We start from the raw sequence: 22,539 nt of genomic DNA on the forward strand, positions 1-22,539 counted from the left end.
TCAGTTGAGCAGCGCGGCGCGCTCCCGCAGCTCGCGGGCCGTCATCTCCAGCCGGTCGCGGTCGGGGGCCTCGGGCGAAAGCTCCAGGCAGCGCTCCACGTCCTTCAGCGCCGCGCGGTAGGCACCCAGGCTGCTGAGCAGCGCGGCACGGGTGCGCAGCTCGCCCGGGTGGTCCGGCGCCAGGAGCAGCAGCAGGTCCACCACCGCCAGCCCGCGCTCACAGTCCTCTCGGCCCAGGTACACGCGCCGCAGGTTGGACAGCATCCGGTATGTAATGAGCTCCACCGGCGCGGGCGCCAGCATGTTGCGGTCGAACTTGAGCTGCGGCGCCACGCGCTTGAGCAGCTCCTCGCAGCCGTGCTCGGTGAGGATGTCCCCTTGATGGAACGGGTCCATGAGCAGCTTGTGGTCCCCCGCGTCGTGCGCCACCAGGAAGTGGCCGGGGAAGGGGACGCCGTACAGGGGGATGCCCGCGCGACGCGCGACCTCCAGATAGACGACGGACAACGTAATCGGCAGCCCCAGCTTCCGCTCCAGCACCTGGTCCAGGAAGCTGTTCTCCGGGGAGTGGTAGTCGTCCTCGTTGCCGCGGAAGCCCTCGATGTCCGCCAGCACGTGGCGCAAGGCGCGCAGCGGCGCCAGGACTTCGCCCTTCTCGCTCAGCCGCTCCGCCTCCACCTGGACCCGGCACGCGAGCACGTCCAGCATGTGCAGGCACCCCGGGGCGTCCAGCAGGGGCTTGTCCAGCGTGGCGATGGCCAGCGCCGCCAGGTCCAGCCGCGGGGGCTCCGCGGCCAGGGCCGACACCAGACGCTCTCGCGCCAACGGTGGGCTGAATCCAGAGGGAATGCTCACGGCGAGAACCAGTAACCCACGAGGGCCCGGACGGCAAAGGCAGGCGGCCGAGCGTCAGAATGCTGGAGGTTCAAGCGGCAGCCGTCCCTTGATTTCCGCCCGCAGGGCAATCTGGGCCGCAATCAGCCCGGACAGGATTCCATCCTCGAACTCAAATGTAGGATGTTCCTTGAGTTCCGGGAAATCGTGGGAATTGCGCACCTCCTCCGGGGAGATGTTGGGCACGGCCTCGCGGGCCAGGCGCAGCACCTTGGCCTGCTGCTGGGAAATCATCTTCTCGAAGAGCTGGGTGGACAGCTGCAGCATCTCTTCGGCCATCTGCTCCGTCATCGTGTGTCTACTCCTGGGCGATGTCCCACTTGGCACGGCGGTAGCTGTAACGGAAAGCGGTGGCGTCCGCCTCCCTGGCGTTGCCTTCCGCCTCCCGGCCGTCCAGGAAGGCCACGAAGTCCAGCTGCCGGTCCTCGCGTCCGTATTCCGCGTCGAAGAGGCGGACCAGCTCGTTGGCGGGCAGGGTGCGGCGGCCAGCCACGCTGACCAGGGGGATGCGCAGGCCCGCCATGTCGCCCGCGGGAGCGTAGGACTTCCACACCAGCTCCGTGCACACGAGCGTCTGGTCGGAGAAGAAGTCGAAGTCGAAGTCATACGGGCGGCCCTGGAAGGTGAAGGCGCGCACGATGGCGCGAGCCTTCTCCAGGCGGGACAGGCGCGGGCGCATGACGCCCAGGTAGTCCACTCGCATGCCGTGCTCCAGGCCGGTGAAGGACACGCCTTCGCTGATGGATTCGATGATGCGCATGGGGTCGCCGTGCGCGTCGTTGCCGCTGTACTCGGCCCACTTGGCGGGGAAGGCGCGCGCCAGGTGCTGGGTGAGCGAGCCCGGTGCGCCGGGAAGGGTGGCCACCCAGTCCTTCACGTCCGAGTCCTCGTCGAAGTACGCGCCAAGCTGGGCGGGCGTGCCGATGAAGAGCTCCGCGTGTGGCCAGAATCCCGGCAGGCCGATGTTGGAGAGGTACCAGTTCTGCCGGGCCACCACGATGTCGCCGGGCTCCATCTTCTCCAGCAGGGACAGGGCCTGCTCGCGGGAGATGAGCGGCTGGCCCACGCGGCGCACGCGGGTGTCGCCCATCCATTCGGCCACCGCGCGCTGCACGGGGAAGAAGGCGCGCTGCGCGGTGTCCGCCGTCAGGTCCACCGTGGCCTTGGCGAAGAGCGTGGCGCCGCGCCGGGTGAGCAGTCCCTTCGCCACCTTGCTGTTGTGCTTCATCTCCTGCAGCAGCCAGGGCACGCGCGGGGCGTCCAGCGCGCCGGCCTTCACCAGCAGCGGGCGGAGCTGTTCCTTGTATCCATCCCCCGTGAGCAGCTGCGTGCTGGTGGAGACGTGGATGGCCTTGTCCTTGAACCGGGCGAAGGCGCGCGCGGGCAGGCCGTACTCGGGCGCGGGCTCGTCCAGCAGCACCTCGAGCTGCTTCTTGCCCAGGGTGAGCTCCGCGTAGGTGAGGCCGTGGGCCAGCTCCGTGGTGAGCGCGCCGTGGGTGAGGAGGAAGCCCCAGGCGTGCTTCTTCGGATGTGCGTGGGCGGGCACCTTCACGAAGTCCCAGTAGCGCTGGCGGATGACCTCCACGGACACGAAGTAGTCGAAGAAGGCCGCCCAGGTGCTGAGCAGCAGCTGCTTCTGGTCCGGCGTGTACGGCACGCTCTGCTTCTGCAGGTACACGGCGCGCGACTGCTTCACGGCCTCCTGTAGCCCGCGCAGGCCCCGGACGTGGCGCTCCAACAGCGCGAGGTCGGTCTGGGCCTGGGCGACGAAGGCCGCTTCGTCCAGGGCGAAGACGTCATGGACGGGCGGCGGGGCGGCGGCGGGCGTACTGGCGAGCGTGAGCCAGGCAAGCAGCAGGGGCGCGGCGGACATGGGGTGTGGGACTCCTGCGAGGAAGGCGTCGCGGGCCGACACCTTAGCCGGGAAGGGGCCAGGGCGGCTGTCCCCCTGGCTGGACAGGGGCTGGGACGGGGGCGCCCCGGGTGGTCCCGCGCCCCGGCCATCCCCACGTTGTCATTGCACACGAACGCACCGGTGCCGGGGCCAGCGCGCCCCGGCAGAAAGGCAGACAGACGATGGCTTATGGACTCGCGGAGGATCCAGCGCTCTCCATCACCCCGCACCTCGACGCGGTGGAGTACCCCGTCGAACGGGAGCAACTGGCGGCGGCTGCCGCTGACGCAGGCGCCCCCCCCGACGTCATCAACCTCTTCAAGTGCCTGCCGCGCCGCGAGTACGCCACCCGCGAGGCCGTGCAGCGGGACCTCTCCGAGGCGTCCCGTCGCTCCGCCCTGGGGGGCTCGAGGGACGACGATGACGGGGTGAACCGGGACCGCCGCAACATCGGGCGGGACGCGGTGGAGGATGCACCGGACGGCCAGACGCGTCATCCGTGAACCGGTGGGCGTTGGGGAGGGGAGGCCTGGTGGAAGCGCTCGCGGGCGCGGGCGCTTTCTGCCAGCGTGCGACCGCGCATGCGTCCCGGCCCCTTGACGTCCAGTCTTCTCCTGTCACTGACCGCCACTGCCTGCAGCCACAAGGCGCCGCTTTCCGTGTCGCCTTCGGAGCCGCGGCCGGCGTCGGTGCGACTGGACTTCCAGCCCCCCGTGGACCGCGTGCTCACGGAGACGCAGCGCAGCGTGCGTTCGGTGGAGCGGCGGGGTGACACCCTTCGAGAGGAAGTGGAGCTGACCACGCAGACGCGCTTCACGCCCTCCGAAGGGGGCTGGCTGCTGGCGCAGGCGGTGCCGCGCTCGCGCCTGACGCGCAATGGTCAGGAGGTACCCACCGGCGTGGCGGACGTGCTGGCGCGCTTCACGCTGCAGGCGTGGCTGGCAGCGGATGGCACCTTCGTGAAGCTGGTGGCCCCCGAAGCCGCGCAGGAGGCGCTCCGCCAGGTGGCGCCCGCGGGCACGGAGGCGGGCGTGCTGGAGCGCTTCTTCGAGCCCGAGGCCCTGGAGACGCGGGCGCGGCGTGAGTGGGAGGTGAAGTTCGCCGGCCTCTTCCAGCGCAACCTCGTGGAGGGCCAGCAGAGCTGGGTGGTGGACCTGGTGCCCGTGGGGGACAGCCAGGTGGCCTACGTGCTGGAGCGCACGGTCCAGGGCACGCGGGACACGCCGCTGGGAGACGCGGTGGTGCTGGGCCTGCGCTGCCTGGACGCGGTGCCGGAGGATGCGCCGGACGCGCTGTCGGAGGCGTGGGTGATGGCGGGCCGGCCGGAGTTGACGCCGGGCGTGTCTTGCGAGGGAGAACAGCTGGTGGGCCGGGGGCGCTTCATGCCCGTGAGCCGCCAACTCACGGTGCGGGCGACGGTGGCGGGCGAAGCGTGGACTGTCACGACGGAGTCCCGGGCAGAGGGGCTCCAGGAGGAGGCGCGATGAGCTGGGAGCAGAACCTCATCGAGGACGAAGCGGGTGTGGAGCGCGTGGTGAAGAGTGCCCGGCGGGTGGCGGTGCTGGGCATCAAGACGGAGCAGCAGTCAGGGCAGCCGGCCTACTACGTGCCGGACTACCTGGCGCGCTCGGGCGTGGAGGTGGTGCCCGTGCCCGTCTACTACCCGGACGTGACGCACATCCTGGGCAAGCCGGTGTTCCGGCGGCTGACGGACGTGCCCGGCGACCTGGACCTGGTGGACGTCTTCCGCAGGCCGCAGGACATCGACGGGCACGTGGACGAGCTCATCGCCAAGAAGCCGAAGGCGGTGTGGTTCCAGTCCGGCATCCGCAACGACGCCGCCGCGGAGAAGCTGGCGAAGGCGGGCATCCAGGTGGTCCAGGACCGCTGCCTGATGGTGGACCACCGCCGCTACGGCGGGCGGTAGTCACTTCGCCGCCAGGAAACGCACCCCCATCCGTCCTGACGCGGAGGGTGGGGGCGTGCCGAGCATCCGGCTCAGTAGTCGCCCGCGATGACCTTGGGCAGGACCTTGGCCAGGTCCGGTAGCGGGCCAATCTGGCGCGTGTTCGCGGGTTGCGGAGTGCCGTTGGCGCGCAGCAGCGAACGCATCTGCGTGCTGGTCAGGCGTCGCCCGTTGGCCAGGGCCACGCCCTGCGCGCTGGCGGCGGCGCCCACCACGATGGGGGACGCGCTGGAGGTGCCGCTGAAGCTGGACGTGTAGAACTGGTCCTCGCCATGGCTGGCGCCGAACACGTTGCCGTAGCCCATGCTGTAGACGCGCTCACCCCAGCCGTGCACGTCCACGCGGTTGCCGAAGTTCGTCCAGCACATGGGCAAGCGCGTGGTGGCCGTACTACCACCCACGAAGATGGCCCCCGAGTCCCGGGTGTTGCGGTTGAACACGCTCCCGTACGCGGGCGCATCCAGGTCGGCGCTGCCGTTGCCCGCCGCTTCCACGACGATGACGCCGTTGGCGGTGGCCGTCTTGATGGCGTCGTAGTTGGCCTGCCAGTACTCCATTGCGATGTAGTCGCACTGGGAGGTGTTGCACGAGCACGCCGTGCCGTCCGAGGGGCCGCGGGCGTGCAGCTCGATGAGGACGATGCCACCCAGACCCGCGGCCGTGGCCGCCTTGGTGATGGCGCTCGCCGTGCTCTGGGCCCCGATGGACTCGTAGCCCGCCTTGGCCTGGTGCGCGATGCCCGTCACGCCATAGGCGTTGCTCGCGCCCACGATTTCACCCAGCACCGCCGTGCCGTGGTCGCGCCAGCTCCGGTCGGTGTACTGGGTGCCGCCCATGTGGAAGAGGTCGGGCATGTCCTCGTGCGTGGTGCGCCACCCGCCCTCGATGTCCACCACCTTCACGTTCTGCCCCTGGCCGCCACGGACCGTCCACGCGTACTTCGCGTCGATGCCGTCAGGCGCGGCGTTGAGGTATCCCTGGTTGCTCTCGTAGAGCGGTGTGACGGGTGGGAGGTCCGCCGCGGCCAGCAGGCTGCGCACCGCCGCGTCCATGCCGAAGTTCACCATGGCCGGCTCGGGGGGCGGCTCGGCGTAGGCCACCTCGACGCCGTCCAGCGCGTTGAGCGCGGCGACCAGGTCGGCCACGCGCTCGGATGTGGTGCCCGGCATCAAGGGGACTTCGAAGTACAGGTTCAGGTCCGCCAGTTGCTCACCGCTCTGCCGCTCCCCGGAGGCCTTGCGCGCCTCCAGCGTGGACTCGGCGTCGTCGAACAGGCGGGCCATGGCGCCAATGCGGGGCGCGCGCTCCAGCAGTGACATCACATGGTCCAGGTCAGCCTCCAGGCGCGCGTCGCCCAGCCCTCGTCTGGCCAGCAGCGAGCGCTCCGCGGCGTCCCGGTCCGACGTCAGGGCCACCAGTTGCTGGTCGCGCAGGCGCACCCGGCTGCCTTCGTGGAACTTCACCACGATGCGCTCCACATAGGTGTCCGCGGCCAGTTCGCGGCCGGTGGGCTTGGCGACAAGCGCGCGTGGCTTCAGTGACTTCGCGGGCGGAGCGGCCACCGCCGTGGGGGCGAAGGCGAGCACCGACAGGGACAGCATCGCGTACCGCAGGGGGCGCATCGACAGGAGCGACGACATCGTCATGGACAGCCTCCACATCGGAAGAGAGGACGGCTGTGTCCCGGGTCCACTTGCTCAGTGGACTGGTTCACATGGATATCTTGCATTTCTGATCTGTCGTGAAATGAGGAGCCGACGTCCGCGTCCGTCCGGAAGCCGACATCGGCGCGCCCTGTTGGAGGAGACGCGCGCCCGCGTCGACGGGGTGCGTCACTGGCGCGGAGGCATCTCTCGTGGAATTGTGGCTCCACCCTGGAACCGGCTTTTCGCCGCGGCGGGGGACAAGGGCGGTCTTCCGTCCTGGGAGCATCGGTCGATGCGGGTCGCAGGCGCGTTGGGGCAGGGGCTGCTGGTCGCCTTCCGGTTGATGGGCGTGGGGCTTTGGGGCGCGCTGAAGGGCGGAGCGCTCTTCGGTCTGGTGGGGTTGGCGGTGGGCGCGGCCACCTACGCGTTGCCCCGGTGGCTGGGCGTTCCGCCCGCGCCCACGTGGCTCGTCATTCTGAGCGCGGTGTTGCCGCCGCTGGCCCTGTCGGTGGCAGGCGGCTACGCGTTCATGCTGCAGGCGGTGTCGGGGCGGCTGGCCGAGGAGGCCAAGGCGCGGGGCGTGGTGGCCCGCGTCTATGCCGTGCTCAAGCCCGTCACGGTGCAGGTGGCGCGGCGGCTCCAAGGCTCGGGCTCACTGTCGCGCGAGGAGTTGTCGCGCGTCGTGGACGAATCGATGAGTGAGCACCTGCGGCAGGTCGAGCAGTCCCGGAGCGAAACGCCGTCCTCACGCATGGCGGAGGTGGAGCGCTTCCTCATGGAGCAATCCCGTCGCGTCCTGGGCGTGCTGGCGCTGCGCGCCGTCGTCTCCGCGCCGGACACCGCCACCGCGGTGCGGAACCTGGAGACGCTGGGCATCGAGCGCGTGGAGATGACGCTGGTGGAGACGCTGGAGGACCTCTTCTTCCTCCAGGTGCTGCTGGCCTTCGGGGCGGGCGTGCTCGTGGCCGCCACGCCCGCGCTGCTCATGGTGTGGCTGCGCTGAGGCTCACCACTCCGCCTGCGCGAAGGGCACCGGAGGCCGTGCCAGGGCGCGCTCGGCGGCCAGCTTCGCCTGGTCCAGGGCGTCGAAGCCGCGCTCCATGGTGGTGGGGGACACGGGCGGCAGGTTGGAGACGACGACGTAGACGGGCACCTGCTTCTGCTCCAGCACGGTGAGCTGGAGGCGGAAGTGGTCCTGCCGCAGCGCCGCCGAGCCCGCGGCCAGGCCCTGCGCGTACGCCATGGGGCCGCCCACCACCTTGCGCGTCTTGCTGGGCAGGTAGTGCACGAGGATGGCGTCCAGCTCCGCGCCCACCGCGCTCTCGTGCAGCGACAGCGCGGGCGCCTTGTCCACCAGGCCACCGTCCCAGTACAGGCTGCCCTCCAGGGGCACCGCGCGGAACAGGCCGGGGTAGGCACACGTCGCGTGGACGCGCGGGGCCAGCTCTCCCGAGGTGAACACGTCGTGGCTGCCCAGCGTGAGGTTGGCGCCCACCAGCAGCAGCGGGTGCGGCAGCTCCTCGAAGGTGCGCACCGGCAGCGTGGCGTCCAGCAGCTTGCGGAAGCGCTCGCCCTTGAGCAGGCCCGTCAGGCCGTGCCCCGCCGCGTCCGCGTTGAGCACCGCGCCAATGGGGTCCGGGTCCCAGAAGTTGGCGCGCGTCTGGCGCAGCACCAGCTCCTCCACGTCACGCACCGGCGTGCCCGCCGCGGCGTAGGCCGCCACCATGCCGCCCGCGGACGTGCCCGCGTACGCATGAGGACTGAGGCCCGCGGCGGCCAGCCCCTTGAGGAAGCCAGCGTGACCGTAGAAGCCGAAATATCCAGCGGAGAGGACGAGTCCGAAGCGCTTGCCGGCGAGCAGCTCGTGAAGGGTCGGGGTGTGGGTGGGAGTCGCCATGCTTCGCCTGTACGCGACTGTCGGGGCACAGGCAACGCGTCGCGTCTAGAGAATGCTGGCCTCGGGCCCGGCATCGACATATGTTGATGCAGCGATATGGAAGAGCTCTCCCAGTCATTCCGGGTGCTCGGAGACCCGACACGGCTGCGCATCCTCCGGTTGGTGGCAGAGGCCCCGTTGAATGTGACGGAGCTGGTGTCCCTGGTGGGCGTGGCGCAGTCCTCCGTGTCCCATCACCTGGGCAAGCTGAAGGGACTGGGCCTGCTGCGCGAGGAGCGCCACGCGGGCTACAGCTACTACTCGCTGGCCTTGGAGCAGGCGGATGGCCGCTGGCCGCTCATCCAGATGGCGCGTCAGGCGGAGGACGCGGCGGGGGACTCGGCGCGGCTGAAGGATTTGCTGCGAGCGCGCGAGGACCGGCAGGCCCTCAACGAGCGGCTGCTGGAGCCAGGGCAGTCGTGGTTCCTGTGGGCGGGTGCGCTGGCGTCGCTGCTGCCACCGCTGGAGGTGGCCGACTTCGGCTGCGGCACCGGTGTGCTGAGCGTGGCCATTGCCCGCTGGGCGCGGCGCGTCTGGGCCATTGACCAGAACGCGGACGCGCTGGAACAGGCGCGGGAGCGGGCGGGCCGCGAGGGCCTGGAGAACATCCGCTTCCTCCGCGAGGACCTGCACCGGCTGTCGCTCGCGTCCGCCAGCCTGGACCTGGTGGTGATTTCGCAGAGCCTCCACCACGTGGAGGAGCCGCAGGCGGTGCTGGCCGAGTCCGCCCGCCTGCTCAAGCCGGGCGGCCGGCTGGTGCTGTTGGAGTTGATGCCGCACGAGGAGCGCTGGGTGCTGGAACGGCTGGGCCACCGGCACCTGGGCTTCGCGCCTGAATCCCTCGAAGCCGCGCTGCGCGAGGCCGGCTTCACGTCCCTGACCCGGGAGACACACGCCCGGGACGGGGCCAGCCCCTTTCGTGTCTTCCTGCTGACTGGAGTCAAACCGTCATGACGAGCCCTGTCCCCACTGCCCTCCCGCTGCCTCCTGGTGAGAACGGCCGTCGCGTGGAGGCCCTGCGCGCCGCGATGCGTGAGCGCGTGCTGGTGCTGGATGGCGCCATGGGCACGCTGCTCCAGAACGAGGACCTCAAGGCGGCGGACTTCGGCGGCCCGGAGTACGAGGGGTGCAACGAGTACCTCGTCCTCACGCGGCCGGAGCTGGTGGAGAGCATCCACGCGCGCTACTTCGCGGCCGGCGCGGACGTGACGGAGACGGACAGCTTCGGCGGCACGCCGCTGGTGCTGGCGGAGTTCGGCCTGGGCCACAAGGCGCTCGAAATCAACGAGGTCTCCGCCCGGCTGGCGCGCAACGCCGCCGCCGCCGCCGAGGCGAAGGACGGCCGCATGCGCTGGGTCGCGGGCTCCATTGGCCCCACCACCAAGGCCATCAGCGTCACCGGCGGCGTCACCTTCGAGGAGTTGGTGGACAACTTCGCGGTGCAGGCCGAAGGGCTCGCGCTGGGGGGCTCGGACTACCTGCTGATTGAGACGGCGCAGGACACCCGCAACGTGAAGGCGGCGCTGCTGGGCGCCGAGCGCGCGTTCCAGAAGCTGGGCTACGCGCTGCCGGTGGCGGTGTCCGGCACGATTGAGCCCATGGGCACCATGCTGGCCGGGCAGAGCGTGGAGAGCCTGGCCGCGTCGCTGGAGCACGCGGACCTGCTGTACCTGGGCCTCAACTGCGCCACGGGGCCGGACTTCATGACGGACCACCTGCGCTCGCTGGCGTCGATGAGCGCGTTCCCCGTGTCATGTGTGCCCAACGCGGGCCTGCCGGACGAGAACGGCCACTATCTGGAGACGCCGGAGATGCTGGCGCGCTCCGTGCGGCGCTTCTGTGAGCAGGGCTGGCTCAACGTGGTGGGGGGGTGTTGTGGCACGCACGCGGGGCACATCGAGACGATGGCCAAGGCGGTGCAAGGGCTGAAGCCACGCGCGGGCTCGCCGCGTTCCCGGGCCTCGCTGTCCGGCGTGGACTACCTGGAGGTGACGGACGAGCAGCGCCCCCTCATCGTGGGCGAGCGCACCAACGTCATCGGCAGCAAGAAGTTCAAGGAGCTCATCGTCGCCGGCCAGTTCGACGACGCGTCGGAGATTGCGCGCGCGCAGGTGAAGCGGGGCGCGCAGGTCATCGACATCTGCCTGGCCAACCCGGACCGGGACGAAATGGAGGACATGCGCAGCTTCCTGGAGGTGGTCATCAAGAAGGTGCGCGTGCCCTTGATGATTGACTCCACCGACGAGCGCGTCATCGAGATGGCGCTCACCTACAGCCAGGGCAAGGCCATCATCAACTCGGTCAACCTGGAGGACGGTGAAGAGCGCTTCGAGAAGGTGGTGCCGCTGGCGCGCCGCTTCGGCGCGGCCCTGGTGGTGGGTTGCATCGATGAGGTGGGCATGGCCGTCACGCGCCAGCGCAAGCTGGAGGTGGCGGAGCGCTCGTACGAGCTGCTGACGAAGAAGTACGGCATGAAGCCGGAGGACCTGTACTTCGACCCGCTCGTGTTCCCCTGCGCCTCGGGTGACGCGCAGTACACCGGCAGCGGCGTGGAGACGATTGAAGGCGTGCGCCTCATCAAGCAGCGCTTCCCGCGCTGCAAGACGGTGCTGGGCATCTCCAACGTGTCCTTCGGCCTGCCCACCGCGGGCCGCGAGGTGCTCAACTCCGTCTTCCTGTACCACAGCGTCCAGGCGGGCCTGGACATGGCGCTGGTCAACTCGGAGAAGCTGGAGCGCTACCCGTCGCTCCCCGAGGAAGAGCGCAAGCTGTCCGAGGACCTGCTCTACAACCGCGGCGCGGACCCGGTGACGCCCTTCGCCGCGGCCTTCCGTGAGCGCAAGGCCGCGCGGGCCCAGGTGAGCACGCTGCCGCTGGAAGAGCGGCTCCAGCGCTACATCATCGAAGGCACGCGTGACGGCCTCACCGCGGACCTGGAAGCGGCCATGCAGAAGTACTCGCCGCTGGAAATCATCAACGGTCCGCTGATGAAGGGCATGGATGAGGTGGGCCGCCTCTTCGGCGCCAACGAGTTGATTGTCGCGGAGGTGCTCCAGAGCGCCGAGTCCATGAAGGCCGCGGTGGGCTTCCTGGAGCCGCACATGAGCAAGGCCCAGGCGGCCATGCGAGGCAAGGTGGTGCTCGCCACGGTGAAGGGCGACGTGCACGACATCGGGAAGAACCTGGTGGAAATCATCCTGGCCAACAACGGCTTCCACGTGGTGAATCTGGGCATCAAGGTGCCCCCCGAGCAGTTGGTGCTTGCCGTGCGTGAGCACCAGCCGGACATCCTGGGCCTGTCGGGCCTGCTGGTGAAGAGCGCGCACCAGATGGTGGCCACCGCGGAGGACCTGAAGCGGGCGGGCGTGGACGTGCCGATTCTGGTGGGCGGCGCCGCGCTCAGCCGCAACTTCGTGGACCGCAACATCGCCCCGGCCTACGGCGCCGGCACGGTGGCCTACGCGCAGGACGCGATGAACGGGCTCGAGCTGGCCAAGCAGATTGTGGATCCGTCCTCGCACGAGAAGCTGCGCGGCGAGCTGACCGTCCGCCGGGAGAAGCTGGCGCGCGAGGTGAAGGAGCGGCCGGCTCCGGCGGCGGTGGTGACGCGCGGGCGCAGTGCGGAGGTGAAGGTGCTGGACAGCGTGCCGTCCGCGCCGGACTGGGATCGGCACGTGCTGTCCAACACGCCGCTGGACCACATCTGGAAGTTCATCAACCCGGTGATGCTCTACGGACGGCACCTGGGGCTTCGCTCTTCATCTCGGGTGCTGGGCACGCCGGCCGAGGCGGAGCTGGCGAAGACGGAGGAGGGCCGCAAGGCGCTGGCCCTCAAGGAGGCCGTGGAGGAGCTGAAGGGCTTCCTGCGCGGCGGCCTCATGCAGGCGCGCGCGGTGTTCCAGTTCTACAAGGCGGGCAGTGACGGCAACCGGGTGGTGCTCTTCGACGGCGCGTCCGGCAAGGAGGCCGCGTCCTTCGACTTCCCGCGCCAGGACCGCGAAGGCGGCCTGTGCCTGGCGGACTACCTGCGTCCGCTGGAGGGCGGCGCGCCGACGGACAACGTGGCCATGTTCGTCGTCACCGCGGGCTCCGGCATCCGCGAGCTGTCCGAGGAGCTGAAGGCGAAGGGCGAGTTCCTGAAGATGCACGCGGTGCAGGCCCTGGCGCTGGAGACAGCGGAGGGCTACGCGGAGCTGCTGCACACGCAGCTACGCAGCATGTGGGGCACGCCGGACCGGCAGGACATGACGATGCTGGAGCGCTTCCGCGCGGAGTATGTGGGCAAGCGCTATTCCTTTGGCTACCCGGCCTGTCCCCGGCTGGAGGACCAGTCGAAGCTGTTCGCGGCGCTGCGGCCGGAGGACATCGGCGTGCAGCTCACGGATGGCTCCATGATGGAGCCGGAGGCCTCGGTGTCCGCCATCGTCTTCCACCACCCGCAGGCGTCGTACTTCTCCGTGACGTGAGGTGACGTGGCGGCTCAGAAGCGCGCGCCCAGGCTGAGGTCGGCGCTGAAGAGGTTGCCGACGTCGGCGCTGCCCGGGGCGAAGTCCCGCGCCACGAGCACGCGGTAGGTGGCGCGCAGGCCGGCGGTGACGCCGCTGTACCGGTACTCGAGTCCGGCGGCGAGCGGCACCTCCGCGCCCCAGCCCTTCTCGAAGGCGGTGCCCACGTCCATGGGCGTGGGGTGGAAGTAGCTGACGCCCGCGCCCGCGCCGACAAAGGGCTTCCACTGCGAGAAGAGCGTGGGGCCCACCTTGGCCAGCAGGCCGCCGTTGTGCCGCCACAGCGTGCCGCGCCGGGGCTCCGCGTAGCCGTTGGCGGAGCCCTCGTAGCCCAGCTCCAGGCCCACACCGGAGACGATGGGGACTTCTCCCAGCAGGGCCAGGAACGCGCCCACGCCCGTCTCCCTGCCCACGTTGCCCGACCACGTCGTCACGCCGCTGCGCACTGTCAGGCCGGATGCCCCGAAGCCCGGGGCGGGCTGCGCCTTGACGCGGGGCGTCTCCGCGACGGCGGGACTGGCGAGCAATGCCGCCGCAAGGGTGCCCGTCCCCCATCCACATCGCCTGTTCATGAATGCCCCCTCCCTTGTCCGCCGGGGTGTCTCCCGGTTCTCGGGTGGAACGTTGTTGCCGGACAGGAAGGTCGGGAACCCGGCGCATCGGGGATGGGCAGCCACACCGGAAGGCCGGGGAGGGGATAGAGTCCGCGCCATGAGCGCGCCGAACATCCGCCGAGCCGTCCAGTTGCTGCCTGCCTGTGCCACCACCGGAATCGGGAGCCTGCCGCACACGCAAGTGGAGCTGGGGCTCCAGGCCGCGCTGGCCCTGGACATCCCGTTCCTGCCGCAACTGCCGGTGGGCAAGCCCTCGGAGTTGATGATTCCCGCGGCGCTGGAGGGGCTGCCGGGCCTGGCCTTCGATGAGGAGGGCCTGTGTACGGTGGACCTCGCGGCCTGGCAGGCGGGGCGCGCGGCCTTCGAGGCGCGGCTGGAGGCCGCGTTCCAGTCCGGCCAGTTCGAGGCCTTCGAACCCTCACCCGAGGCATGCCGGGCGTGGCGGCCCTTCCTGTGGGAGGTGGAGACGCGGAAGCTGGCCTTCGCGAAGGCGCAGCTCGCGGGCCCCTTCACGGTGCGCTCGGTGGCGCGCACCACCGACGGACAGCCCGCGCTGGAGGTGCCGGGCCTGGATGAAGCGATGTACCGGCTGACGCTGGCGCGCTCACTGGCCATGGTGAAGGCGCTTCGCCGCGCGGGCACCACGCCGCTGTTCTACCTGGACGAGCCCGGGCTCTATGCGCTCCAGCGGACGAATCCCCGGCACCTGATTGCCATGCAGGAGCTGAAGCTGCTGGTGGTGGCCTTGCAGCGCGAAGGCGCGCTGGTGGGCCTGCACTGCTGCGGCAACACGGACTGGGCCGCGTTGCTGGATGTCCAGCCGGACCTGCTCTCCCTGGACGTGCGTCTGTCATTGGACGCGATGGTGGAGGCGGGCGCCGCGCTGGAGCGTTTCCTCGGCGCGGGCGCGACGTTGAGCCTGGGCATCATCCCCACGGACCTGGCGTCCACCTATGAAGTGGGAGAGCTGGTGGACTCGGTGGAGGCCACGCTGAAGGCGGCGCTGCCTCGCGGCTTCACCTTCGCGCAGGTGGTGTCCACGGTGGTGCTGACGCCCGCGTGTGGACTGGCGATGCGCTCGGTCATCGACGCGGAGCGCATCCTGGAGGAGCTCAAGGTGGCGCAGCGGCGGCTCCGGAGCGCGCTCTCCGCCGAGCGTCCCTCCGTTGACACCGTGAATCCCCACTGAGCGGGCTCATCCCCCCGCGCTGAAGGATTCCCTGCCCAGGGGCATGGGCCGCCGCGATGCATATCTTGTCGCGGGGGTTCATGCGCCCATGTTGGAGCAGCGTATCGGGACATGGTTGGAGTTGCAGGACGCGCTCTTCGCCGGGTCGTGGAGCGAGGTGTTGGGGCGTCACCGCTCCACCTTCGTTTTCCGTGGCATGCCCCAGGTGGCCAACGATTTGTCCACGGCGCTCAACCGCAAGGGCCTGTTCGTGCGCAAGGAGAAGGACCTGCTGAGGGCCTTCCGAAAGTACGCGCGGGGCTACAGCCCGCAGTCCGTGGAGTCACTCTGGGACTGGCTCGCCCTGGCCCAGCATCATGGACTGCCCACGCGGATGCTGGATTGGACCTTCAGCCCCTATGTGGCGCTCCACTTCCTCACCGAGAACCCGGAGCGGTATGGCGAGGACGGCGTGGTGTGGTGCGTGGACTACCGCCAGACGAATCGCCACCTTCCCAGGCGGCTGAAGACACTGCTCCGGCGAGAAGGCGCGGACGTCTTCACGGGGGAGATGCTGGCCATGGCGGCGTCGGACCTCTCTACTTTCGACCACCTCGCGAAGCACCCGTTCGTGCTCTTCCTGGAGCCACCGTCGTTGGATGCCCGCATCGTGAATCAGTTCGCACTCTTCTCGGTGATGAACGGGCCCGAGCTCTGCCTGGACACCTTTCTCGAAGCCCAGGCGGAAGGCGTGCGCAAGCTCATCATTCCCGCCGCGCTCAAGTGGGAGGTGCGCGACAAACTGGACCAGAGCAACATTACCGAGCGCGTGCTCTTCCCTGGCTTCGACGGGCTCAGCCGCTGGCTTCGGCGTTACTACAGCCCACGTGCCTCCGTGTGCGCCGCGGGCGCTCCGGCGGGGCGCCCGCGGCGGCGTGTGGCGAAGTGAGTCGGCCTGGCGGCTACACGACGGCGGACTGTCATTGACGGCCGAGCCGAAGCTCTCGCTCGGCCTGAAACCAGTCCTGCTCGGAGTTGCCGTGCGTACCGCCCCGGGCCAGGAAGATTTCGTAGGCCCGGCGGGCAAGCTGCTCGTTGGTGGGGCCGGGGCGCGACTCCGGAGCCCGAGGCTTGGTTGGGGCCGGGGGGGCAGGCGGCTTGCTCGAAGACGGCCCCGTCTGCTTGTTGGCGGTGTGGCGTGCCATGCTCGGATTCCTCCGGTGGAAAGAGTCCGCGGAGATTGGGGCGCGTCGATGCTGAAAGAAACCGGCATGCGGGGGCCGGGGTTGTCAGTGCGACAGGAGGACTGCCTCTGTGTCGAGCGACGGACAGCGGGACGTGCGGGGTCGGCGTCGAAGCGCTCAACCGCCTGACAGCACGCTCGCCCCAAGCACGACGTCGAGCGCTCGCTGCATCGCGGTGCTCATGCCGAGGTCCCCCGCATCAGCAGGGGAGCACCAGCGAAGCTCCTGGAAGGCGGGTGTGCTCGTGGGCCGGCGAGGACCGGAGACGCGCAGCAGCCGCAGCGAGAGGTCACGGTGGGTGAGCTGCCGCTTCACGGTGCCCAGCGCGCCTTCCAACGTCACGTCGACGCCCAGCGCGGCGGCGAGCCGGGCGCGGGCTTCGCTGTCCGGTGCGTCGTCGGCGATTTCGGCGGCCGGCAGCTCCCATAGGCCTCCGAAGAGCCCGGCGTCCGCGCGGCGGGCGAAGAGGAGGGTGCCAGCATGGGGCCACACGGCGACGGCCAGCGTCAGCTTCTTGGGCGTGGCTCGCACCTTGGCGGGGGGCAGCTCGTCCACGCGGCCCTTGCGGAAGGCGACACAGGCTCCGCGCACGGGGCACAGCAGGCACAGCGGGTTCTCTGGCCGGCACGTGGTTGCGCCGTGCTCCATGAGGGCCTGATTGAAGTCACCGGGCCGCTCGCCCTTCACCAGCGCGGTGGCGAGTGCCCACAGTGTGGCTTCTCGCTGGCGGTCTCCTGGAGCGCCTTCGACCTCGAAGATGCGAGAGAAGACGCGCGCGACGTTGCCGTCCACCAGCGGCGCTTCTTCGCCAAAGGCGATGGAGGCCACCGCGCCTGCGGTGTAGCGGCCGAAGCCGGGCAGTTCGAGCAGCTCCGCGGCGGCGGACGGCAGGGTGCCGCCGAAGCGCGCGACGACTTCCTGTGCGGCGCGGTGCAGGTTGCGGGCGCGGCTGTAGTAGCCCAGGCCCTTCCAGCCCGCGAGCACGTCATCCAGCGGCGCCGAGGCCAACGCGCGCGCCGTGGGGAATCGCGCGAGGAACCGCTCCCAGTAGGGAATCACCGTCGACACCTGGGTCTGCTGGAGCATGACTTCGCTCAGCCAGATGGCATACGGGTCCCGGGTGCGGCGCCAGGGCAGGTCGCGCTTGTTCCGGTCGTACCAGTCCAGCAGCGGCCCACGCACGCTGGCGAGGTGCGCCGGAGCGGGGGGGACAGTGGCCGCGGGCGGCGCGGAAGGAGGACGCCCGGCGCGAGTCTGCCGGGCTGGCGCTTCCTCGGGTGATGCCGCGGCCGTGACGGCAGCTCGCGTCTTCGTGGCGATGCTTTCGCGCGGCACCTGCACGTCCTCGATGGCGGGCTTCGAGCGAGTCTTGGATGCGGCACCGCCGGACGTTGAAGCAGAAGGCTTCGTGCGGGGGACACGGGGACTGCGGGAGGTCATGCGTCCTTCTTCTTCGAAGCCACCGCCATGCGGCGGGCGACACGGTCGAACAGGGAGGGCACCCACCGGTTGGCCACCACCATCACCCGGCCGGGCAGCGTGAGCACGGTGTCGCGCCGTCCACTCCGGCTCGCACGAACCATCGCGTCGGCGACTTCTTCCGCGGACATGGCCTTCAGCGGGATGGCGTCCTGTCGCCAGCCCTCCGCATGGAGGCGGTTCTCCCGGAAGTCGCTTTCGGTGAAGCCGGGCGACACGAGCAGCACCTGGATGCCCTCGGCGGCCAGCTCCGCGCGCAGCGACTCCGTCATTGCATTCACCGCGGCCTTGGACGCGCAGTAGCCGCCCAGCAGCGGCAGTCCCCGGTGGCCCAGCACGGAGCTGACGTTGACCACCTGCGCGCCACGCCGCTTGCGCAACAGCGGCAGTGCCTCGCGCGTCATCCGCCATAGACTGAAGACGTTCAGCTCGAAGACCTGCCGGAGTTGCTCCTCCCCAACGCCCTCCAGCGGTCCGTAGAGTCCCTGGCCCGCGTTGTTGACGAGCACATCCAGCCCACCGAAGGCAGCATCCGTCTCGCGCACCAGCCGCGTCACGTCGTCGCCCACCGTGACGTCGCACCGCACCGGCAGTGCCCTCACGCCCAGTGACGCCACTTCACGGGCTGCGTCCTCGAGCTCGGGAAGCCGGCGCGCGGCCAGGACGACATCCGCGCCCGCGGCGGCGTAGGCCCTCGCCGCCGCCCTGCCAATGCCTCCGGAAGCCCCCGTGATGAGGACCACCCGGCCCTTGAAGGGTTGGGTCTTCATGCCGACGCGCACCATACCTTCCCGGTTGCCTGGGGGGACTGTCTTTCAGCGACCAGCGGGGGCCTGTTTCCTCGCCTGTTCCCCTTCTGGTGGAGCGGGCGAACGCCTAGGATGCGCGCCTTCATGCGGCGCCCCCCTCTCAGCAACGACTTCTCCTGGTCCAAGAGCCGCCACGAGAAGTTCTCCGAGTGCCTTCGCGCGTACTACCTCTACTACTACCGCTCCTGGGGCGGCTGGGAGGCGAGCGCGCCCAAGGACGTACGCGAGCTCTACGTGCTGAAGAAGCTGGGCAACCGCTACACGTGGGCCGGCAGCGTGGTGCACGAGAGCATCAAGGACGTGCTGTTGGACTGGCGCGCGGGCCGCGAGGTGGACCCGGCGGCGGTGGAGGCGCGCACGCGCAAGCTGATGCAGGACGACTTCCGGCACTCGCGCTCGAAGAACTACTGGTCGCAGAAGTACCGCAAGCAGTTCACCGGTCTGGTGGAGCACGAGTACGCCGAAGCCGTGCCGGACGAGGCGTGGAAGCAGAACTGGGAGACGGTGCGCTCCGCGCTGTCGTGGTTCTTCTCCTCGCGCTGGAAGGACCTGGCGCACAGCCTCAAGCCCGAGCAGTGGCTGGAGGTGGACGCGGGCTTCGACTTCGCCCACTTCACGATGGACGGCCTCAAGGTCTTCGCAATTCCCGACCTGGCCTTCGTGGATGCGGACGGCACGCCGGTGGTGGTGGACTGGAAGACGGGCAAGTCGCGCGACGGGTACGACGAGCAGGTGCTCGGTTACGCGCTCTACGTGGCCCAGCGCTACCGCTTCCCGGTGGAGAAGGTGCGCGCCTCGCTCGTGTACCTCAACGAGGGCAAGGAGCAGGACGTCACGGTGGACCCGGAGGCCATGGCCTCCTTCCACCGGCACTTCGAGCAGAGTGTGGCGAAGATGCGCTCGCTGCTGAAGGACCCGGCCACCAACACGCCGCTGGACGCGTCCGCGTTTCCGCCCACGGAGTCGCTGACGTCCTGCGCGCGGTGTGTCTTCCGCCGTCCCTGCGGACGTGAGGGCGCCGCGGCCGAAGTGCCCCAACCGCAGCAGGTGGTCTGAGCGCCTAGCGCGCCGACGCGAGCCGCCGCACCACCACGCCCGCCGCGTTCATCCCGAAGCAGGACGTGACGAAGGCCACGCTGCCGTCAATCTGCGTGCGGTGGTCGCAGGTGTGGAACTCGTTGTCCTGCGGGCACACGCACAGGAAGCCGTCGGTGGCGTCGTCGTACTGGAGCGTCACCGGCAGCCGCCGCGCTTCGATGGAGTACACGGCGGTGATGCCCGTGTGCTTGTCCGTCTCCACCGCGTACTTGCGCTTGAGCAGCTTGCGGATGTCCTTGGCGAAGGGGTCCATGTGCGTCTCGGACAGGTCCTCCACGCGGATGGCGGTGGGGTCCAACCGGCCCGCGGCGCCCATGGAGCTGACCACCGGCACGCCCAGCGTCACGCAGCGGTGCAGCAGGTGCAGCTTCGCCTTCACGTTGTCGATGGCGTCCACGACGAAGTCGTACTGGCCCGGCTGGAGCATCTGCTCGGCCACGTCCGCGCGGTAGAACTCGCGCACCGCCTCCACCTTCGCCGCCGGATTGATTTCCTGGCAGCGCTGCGCCATCAGCTCCGCCTTGGGCTTGCCCACGGCCTTCACCGTCGCGTGGAGCTGGCGGTTGGTGTTGGTGACGCACACGTCGTCATGGTCCACCAGCGTCAGGTGGCCAATGCCGCTGCGCACCAGGCCCTCCGCCGCGAAGCTGCCCACGCCGCCCAGGCCGAACACCACCACGCGCGCGTTGGCCAGCCGCTCCATCGCGGAGTCGCCCAGCAGGCGGCCGGTCCGGTCGAAGCGCCGGGAGAGCTTGAAGGGACGGGCGAGCGAGTCCGGGGCGGTGGGCGGAGTCTCAGGGGCAGGGGCGGGGAGCGGCTGCGGGTTCATGGCGGTCCTCTATAACGCGACCGCTCGCCTACCGCGAAGGCGCAGGGAAAGCTTCCCGGAAGAAGCGGCGGGCATTCTCGGTCGTCTGCCGGGCGACCTCCTCGACGGGCTCCCCTCGGACGTGGGCCATGCCCTCCAGGATGTGGGGAAGGTAGCCCGGCTCGGAGCGCGTCCCCCGGTGGGGCGTGGGGGCCTGGTCCGGGGCGTCCGTCTCCGCCATCAGCCGGTCCAGGGGGATGGCCCGGAGCGCATCCAGGGGCTTGCGGGCCCCCGCCCAGGTGACGGGGCCCGCGAAGGAGAAGTGGCAGCCCTTCTGGAGATAGAAGCGCGCCAGCTCCACGCCGCCGCTGTAGCTGTGCATGAGCAGGCCGGCCTCGGGGAGGGGCTCCTCCTTCAGCAGTTCGATGAGGGCCGGGTGCAGCCGGTGACAGTGCATCAGCACGGGCAGGCCGTGCTTGCGCGCCAGCGCGAGGTGTCGCTTCAGCACCGTCACCTGCCGTTCCAGCGGCGCGCCCGGAAGGCTGGGGCCGTCCAATCCGCACTCACCCACGGCCGCCGCGCCGCCCTTCGCGAGCAGCGCGTCCAGGTGTTCGAGCACGGCGTCGTCCTCTTCCGGGGGCATGTCGGGGAGGAGCTGCGGGTGGATGCCCAGGCCCACCTGAAGGCGGGCATCCTGGCGGGACATCTCCAGCAAGGGCTCCCAGTCATGCGGGCCCACGCCAGGGATGACGATGCCGTGGAGGCCCGCGGCCCATGCGCGTGAGAGGACTTCATTCCTGTCGGCGTCGAAGCGGGACGCATCCAGGTGGCAATGGGTGTCTATCATTGAGCAGGCAGCTCCCTTGGGCCGTTCATTCAGGAACACGCTGCGTGCTCCTGCGCATCCGGGTAAGCGCGCCCGGAAAGGCTGACGGTATACGCGCCCTCTATTCTCCGGAGGGTTTCCATGACCAAGCGTGTCGTTATCAGCGCGCTGTGTGGCGTGCTGCTGGTGCTGTTGACGGGGTGCGGTGACGAGTGTGTCGATGCATTCGACTGCCGCAGCGACAACGGGCCACCCCCGGCGGGGAAGGATTGGACGTGCCGCTCGGGCAACTGTGAGCTGCGCGATGTCCAGCGGCCGCCCGAGGAGGACGCTGGGACGGAAGAGGACGCCGGCACCGAGGAAGACGCTGGCACCGAAGCGGACGCGGGCACTGAAGTGGACGCCGGCACGGGCGACGACGGTGGCGTGGTCGTCATTGGCACGGGGGCCAAGGGCGAGGCTTGCACCGCGTCCTCCGACTGCGCCGCGGGCCTGCGTTGTGAGGGCACGACCGAGGCCATGACGTGTCAGGCGCTGCACGTCGCCTTCACGGCCATGGACGACACCGACGAAATGGCTGCGGTGGTGACGCGCTTTGATGAGCCGGAGCCCACGCGGCTGTCGGACGCCGCAGAGAACAGCCTCTACCCGCGCTGGAACCCGGCCGGCAACCGGATTGCCTTCGTCCAGGGCGCCACCGAGACGGGCAGCTCGACGGGGAACCTGGCCGGTGAGCTGGTGGCGCGCGACGTGCCGCTGGTGGCGGGCACGCCCACGATGCTCGCCAACGGCACCACGGGCAGCACCGAGGGCTTCCTCTACCTGGAGTGGGAGCCGGGTGATTCTCTCCTGTACGTGCGCCGCGATGGCGACAGCATCTCCGGCATCTCCCGCGTCCCGGCAGAGGGCGGCAAGGTGGAGCAGGTCACAGCGTTGGGTTCCTCCCCGGCCTGGCGCAATGGCAACACGTTCGCGTTCAGCACCGCCACCGTCGGCATCTCCACGGACACCGTGGGTGGCGGCGCGCCCAAGCCGCTGGCCATCGCGGGCCCCACGGCGGAGCAGCCGCACTACAACCGCGTCAATGACCAGCTCCTGTTCCTCCGTCCGGATGACTCGCGGCCGGTGGGGCTGAACACCGCGCTCTACATCGTCCCCGTGAGCGGCGCCGCCGTGCAGACAATTGCCGAGTTCAGCACGGCGGCCGTCGAGGGTGGCTCGGTGGATTCCTACATCGCCAACCCCACCTGGGCGCGGGATGGCAGCTGGGTGGCGTACGTGCGCGCCTACTTCTTCAACCCCACCACGGGTGAGCCGGAGCTCTGCGGCGCCGGCACCTCGCCCTGCGCCGGCGACCCGGGCAACATCATCTTCCTGCGCCGCATCAACCCGGCGGACGGCGCCCCGGTGGGGGATGAGGTCAGCTTCGCCGAGGGCGCCACGCTCCCGTCGTTCTCTCCGGATGGCCACTACGTGGCCTACATCCAGGCGGGGCAGCTCTACGTCCAGCAGATTGACCCGGCGGCGGGCGCGAAGGTGGGTGACCCCATCGTCCACCCGCTGGGGGACTACACCCTCCAGACGTCGCGCGGCGATGACCACCGCCCGCGCTGGCAGCCCCGGTAGCCCCAGGCCGTTGACGGCGTGAAGTC

Annotated in this window: 21 protein-coding genes; 10 read left to right on the plus strand and 11 right to left on the minus strand. The window is 69.9% G+C overall.

Annotated features, from left to right (window positions below; translation table 11 throughout):
- The 3 genes from OZ403_RS09830 to OZ403_RS09840 form a co-directional block, all read right to left on the minus strand.
- Window positions 1–825 (minus strand): SirB1 family protein, encoded by an 825-nt coding sequence (locus OZ403_RS09830; RefSeq protein WP_140789099.1) that lies wholly within the window; start codon window positions 823–825, stop codon window positions 1–3.
- Window positions 826–909: 84 nt separating this feature from the next.
- The gene (locus tag OZ403_RS09835) at window positions 910–1,185 is read right to left on the minus strand and encodes a hypothetical protein (RefSeq protein ID WP_090491927.1); all 276 of its coding nucleotides are present in this window, start codon (window positions 1,183–1,185) and stop codon (window positions 910–912) included.
- Between the two features lie 7 nt (window positions 1,186–1,192).
- Window positions 1,193–2,767: a YiiX/YebB-like N1pC/P60 family cysteine hydrolase gene (locus OZ403_RS09840; RefSeq protein ID WP_268784034.1), complete on the minus strand. Its 1,575-nt coding sequence runs from the start codon at window positions 2,765–2,767 to the stop codon at window positions 1,193–1,195.
- Window positions 2,768–2,970: 203 nt separating this feature from the next.
- Here OZ403_RS09840 and OZ403_RS09845 point away from each other — a divergent pair, with 203 nt between their 5' ends.
- The 3 genes from OZ403_RS09845 to OZ403_RS09855 all read left to right on the plus strand — a co-directional run bounded on the left by OZ403_RS09845 (window position 2,971) and on the right by OZ403_RS09855 (window position 4,715).
- Window positions 2,971–3,291: a DUF2795 domain-containing protein gene (locus tag OZ403_RS09845; RefSeq protein ID WP_026114192.1), complete on the plus strand. Its 321-nt coding sequence runs from the start codon at window positions 2,971–2,973 to the stop codon at window positions 3,289–3,291.
- Between the two features lie 78 nt (window positions 3,292–3,369).
- Complete coding sequence (locus OZ403_RS09850; RefSeq protein WP_328285516.1) at window positions 3,370–4,275, plus strand: hypothetical protein; 906 nt, start codon at window positions 3,370–3,372, stop codon at window positions 4,273–4,275.
- Entirely contained in the window at window positions 4,272–4,715 is a 444-nt protein-coding gene (locus tag OZ403_RS09855; RefSeq protein WP_090491930.1) for a CoA-binding protein, read from the plus strand. The genes OZ403_RS09850 and OZ403_RS09855 overlap by 4 nt, the downstream gene beginning before the upstream one ends.
- A gap of 71 nt (window positions 4,716–4,786) precedes the next feature.
- Here OZ403_RS09855 and OZ403_RS09860 read toward each other — a convergent pair whose 3' ends face one another.
- Complete coding sequence (locus tag OZ403_RS09860; protein ID WP_268784036.1) at window positions 4,787–6,400, minus strand: S8 family peptidase; 1,614 nt, start codon at window positions 6,398–6,400, stop codon at window positions 4,787–4,789.
- 292 nt (window positions 6,401–6,692) lie between these two features.
- On the opposite strand from OZ403_RS09860, the gene OZ403_RS09865 reads away from it, so the two are divergent.
- Window positions 6,693–7,403, plus strand: coding sequence for a hypothetical protein (locus OZ403_RS09865; protein WP_268784037.1), 711 nt, complete (start codon window positions 6,693–6,695; stop codon window positions 7,401–7,403).
- Between the two features lie 3 nt (window positions 7,404–7,406).
- Here the strand turns inward: OZ403_RS09865 and OZ403_RS09870 are convergent, their stop codons facing one another.
- Window positions 7,407–8,297: a patatin-like phospholipase family protein gene (locus OZ403_RS09870; RefSeq protein WP_140789107.1), complete on the minus strand. Its 891-nt coding sequence runs from the start codon at window positions 8,295–8,297 to the stop codon at window positions 7,407–7,409.
- 96 nt (window positions 8,298–8,393) lie between these two features.
- Between OZ403_RS09870 and OZ403_RS09875 the strand changes: the two genes are divergently transcribed.
- On the plus strand, window positions 8,394–9,290 hold the full coding sequence (locus tag OZ403_RS09875; RefSeq protein ID WP_140789109.1) for an ArsR/SmtB family transcription factor: 897 nt from the start codon (window positions 8,394–8,396) through the stop codon (window positions 9,288–9,290).
- Window positions 9,287–12,802 (plus strand): methionine synthase, encoded by a 3,516-nt coding sequence (metH, locus tag OZ403_RS09880; protein WP_268784038.1) that lies wholly within the window; start codon window positions 9,287–9,289, stop codon window positions 12,800–12,802. Before OZ403_RS09875 ends, metH begins: the two co-directional genes overlap by 4 nt.
- 14 nt (window positions 12,803–12,816) lie before the next feature.
- Here the strand turns inward: metH and OZ403_RS09885 are convergent, their stop codons facing one another.
- A complete protein-coding gene (locus tag OZ403_RS09885) occupies window positions 12,817–13,413 on the minus strand; it encodes a hypothetical protein (protein ID WP_237078178.1) in 597 nt (198 codons plus the stop codon).
- 139 nt (window positions 13,414–13,552) lie between these two features.
- Between OZ403_RS09885 and OZ403_RS09890 the strand changes: the two genes are divergently transcribed.
- Both OZ403_RS09890 and OZ403_RS09895 read left to right on the plus strand, forming a co-directional pair.
- Window positions 13,553–14,644 (plus strand): hypothetical protein, encoded by a 1,092-nt coding sequence (locus OZ403_RS09890; RefSeq protein ID WP_140789114.1) that lies wholly within the window; start codon window positions 13,553–13,555, stop codon window positions 14,642–14,644.
- A gap of 88 nt (window positions 14,645–14,732) precedes the next feature.
- Complete coding sequence (locus OZ403_RS09895; protein ID WP_140796398.1) at window positions 14,733–15,572, plus strand: FRG domain-containing protein; 840 nt, start codon at window positions 14,733–14,735, stop codon at window positions 15,570–15,572.
- A gap of 31 nt (window positions 15,573–15,603) precedes the next feature.
- On the opposite strand, the gene OZ403_RS09900 is transcribed toward OZ403_RS09895, so the two are convergent.
- The 3 genes from OZ403_RS09900 to OZ403_RS09910 form a co-directional block, all read right to left on the minus strand.
- The gene (locus tag OZ403_RS09900; protein ID WP_140789116.1) at window positions 15,604–15,828 is read right to left on the minus strand and encodes a DUF2934 domain-containing protein; all 225 of its coding nucleotides are present in this window, start codon (window positions 15,826–15,828) and stop codon (window positions 15,604–15,606) included.
- A 156-nt stretch (window positions 15,829–15,984) separates the two neighbouring features.
- On the minus strand, window positions 15,985–17,307 hold the full coding sequence (gene mutY, locus OZ403_RS09905) for an A/G-specific adenine glycosylase (protein ID WP_268784039.1): 1,323 nt from the start codon (window positions 17,305–17,307) through the stop codon (window positions 15,985–15,987).
- Window positions 17,304–18,131, minus strand: coding sequence for an SDR family oxidoreductase (locus tag OZ403_RS09910; RefSeq protein WP_328285517.1), 828 nt, complete (start codon window positions 18,129–18,131; stop codon window positions 17,304–17,306). The genes mutY and OZ403_RS09910 overlap by 4 nt, the downstream gene beginning before the upstream one ends.
- 96 nt (window positions 18,132–18,227) lie before the next feature.
- Here OZ403_RS09910 and OZ403_RS09915 point away from each other — a divergent pair, with 96 nt between their 5' ends.
- Window positions 18,228–19,211 (plus strand): RecB family exonuclease, encoded by a 984-nt coding sequence (locus OZ403_RS09915; RefSeq protein ID WP_140789118.1) that lies wholly within the window; start codon window positions 18,228–18,230, stop codon window positions 19,209–19,211.
- A 4-nt stretch (window positions 19,212–19,215) separates the two neighbouring features.
- On the opposite strand, the gene OZ403_RS09920 is transcribed toward OZ403_RS09915, so the two are convergent.
- Together OZ403_RS09920 and OZ403_RS09925 are read right to left on the minus strand one after the other, a co-directional pair.
- Window positions 19,216–20,082 (minus strand): tRNA threonylcarbamoyladenosine dehydratase, encoded by an 867-nt coding sequence (locus tag OZ403_RS09920; RefSeq protein WP_011552069.1) that lies wholly within the window; start codon window positions 20,080–20,082, stop codon window positions 19,216–19,218.
- Between the two features lie 28 nt (window positions 20,083–20,110).
- Window positions 20,111–20,908, minus strand: a complete 798-nt coding sequence (locus OZ403_RS09925; protein ID WP_268784040.1) for a TatD family hydrolase — start codon at window positions 20,906–20,908, stop codon at window positions 20,111–20,113.
- A 120-nt stretch (window positions 20,909–21,028) separates the two neighbouring features.
- On the opposite strand from OZ403_RS09925, the gene OZ403_RS09930 reads away from it, so the two are divergent.
- Entirely contained in the window at window positions 21,029–22,513 is a 1,485-nt protein-coding gene (locus tag OZ403_RS09930; RefSeq protein ID WP_268784041.1) for a TolB family protein, read from the plus strand.
- The last annotated feature ends 26 nt before the right edge of the window (window positions 22,514–22,539 follow it).

This window comes from Myxococcus sp. NMCA1 (assembly GCF_026810205.1).
Lineage (GTDB): Bacteria > Myxococcota > Myxococcia > Myxococcales > Myxococcaceae > Myxococcus > Myxococcus xanthus_A.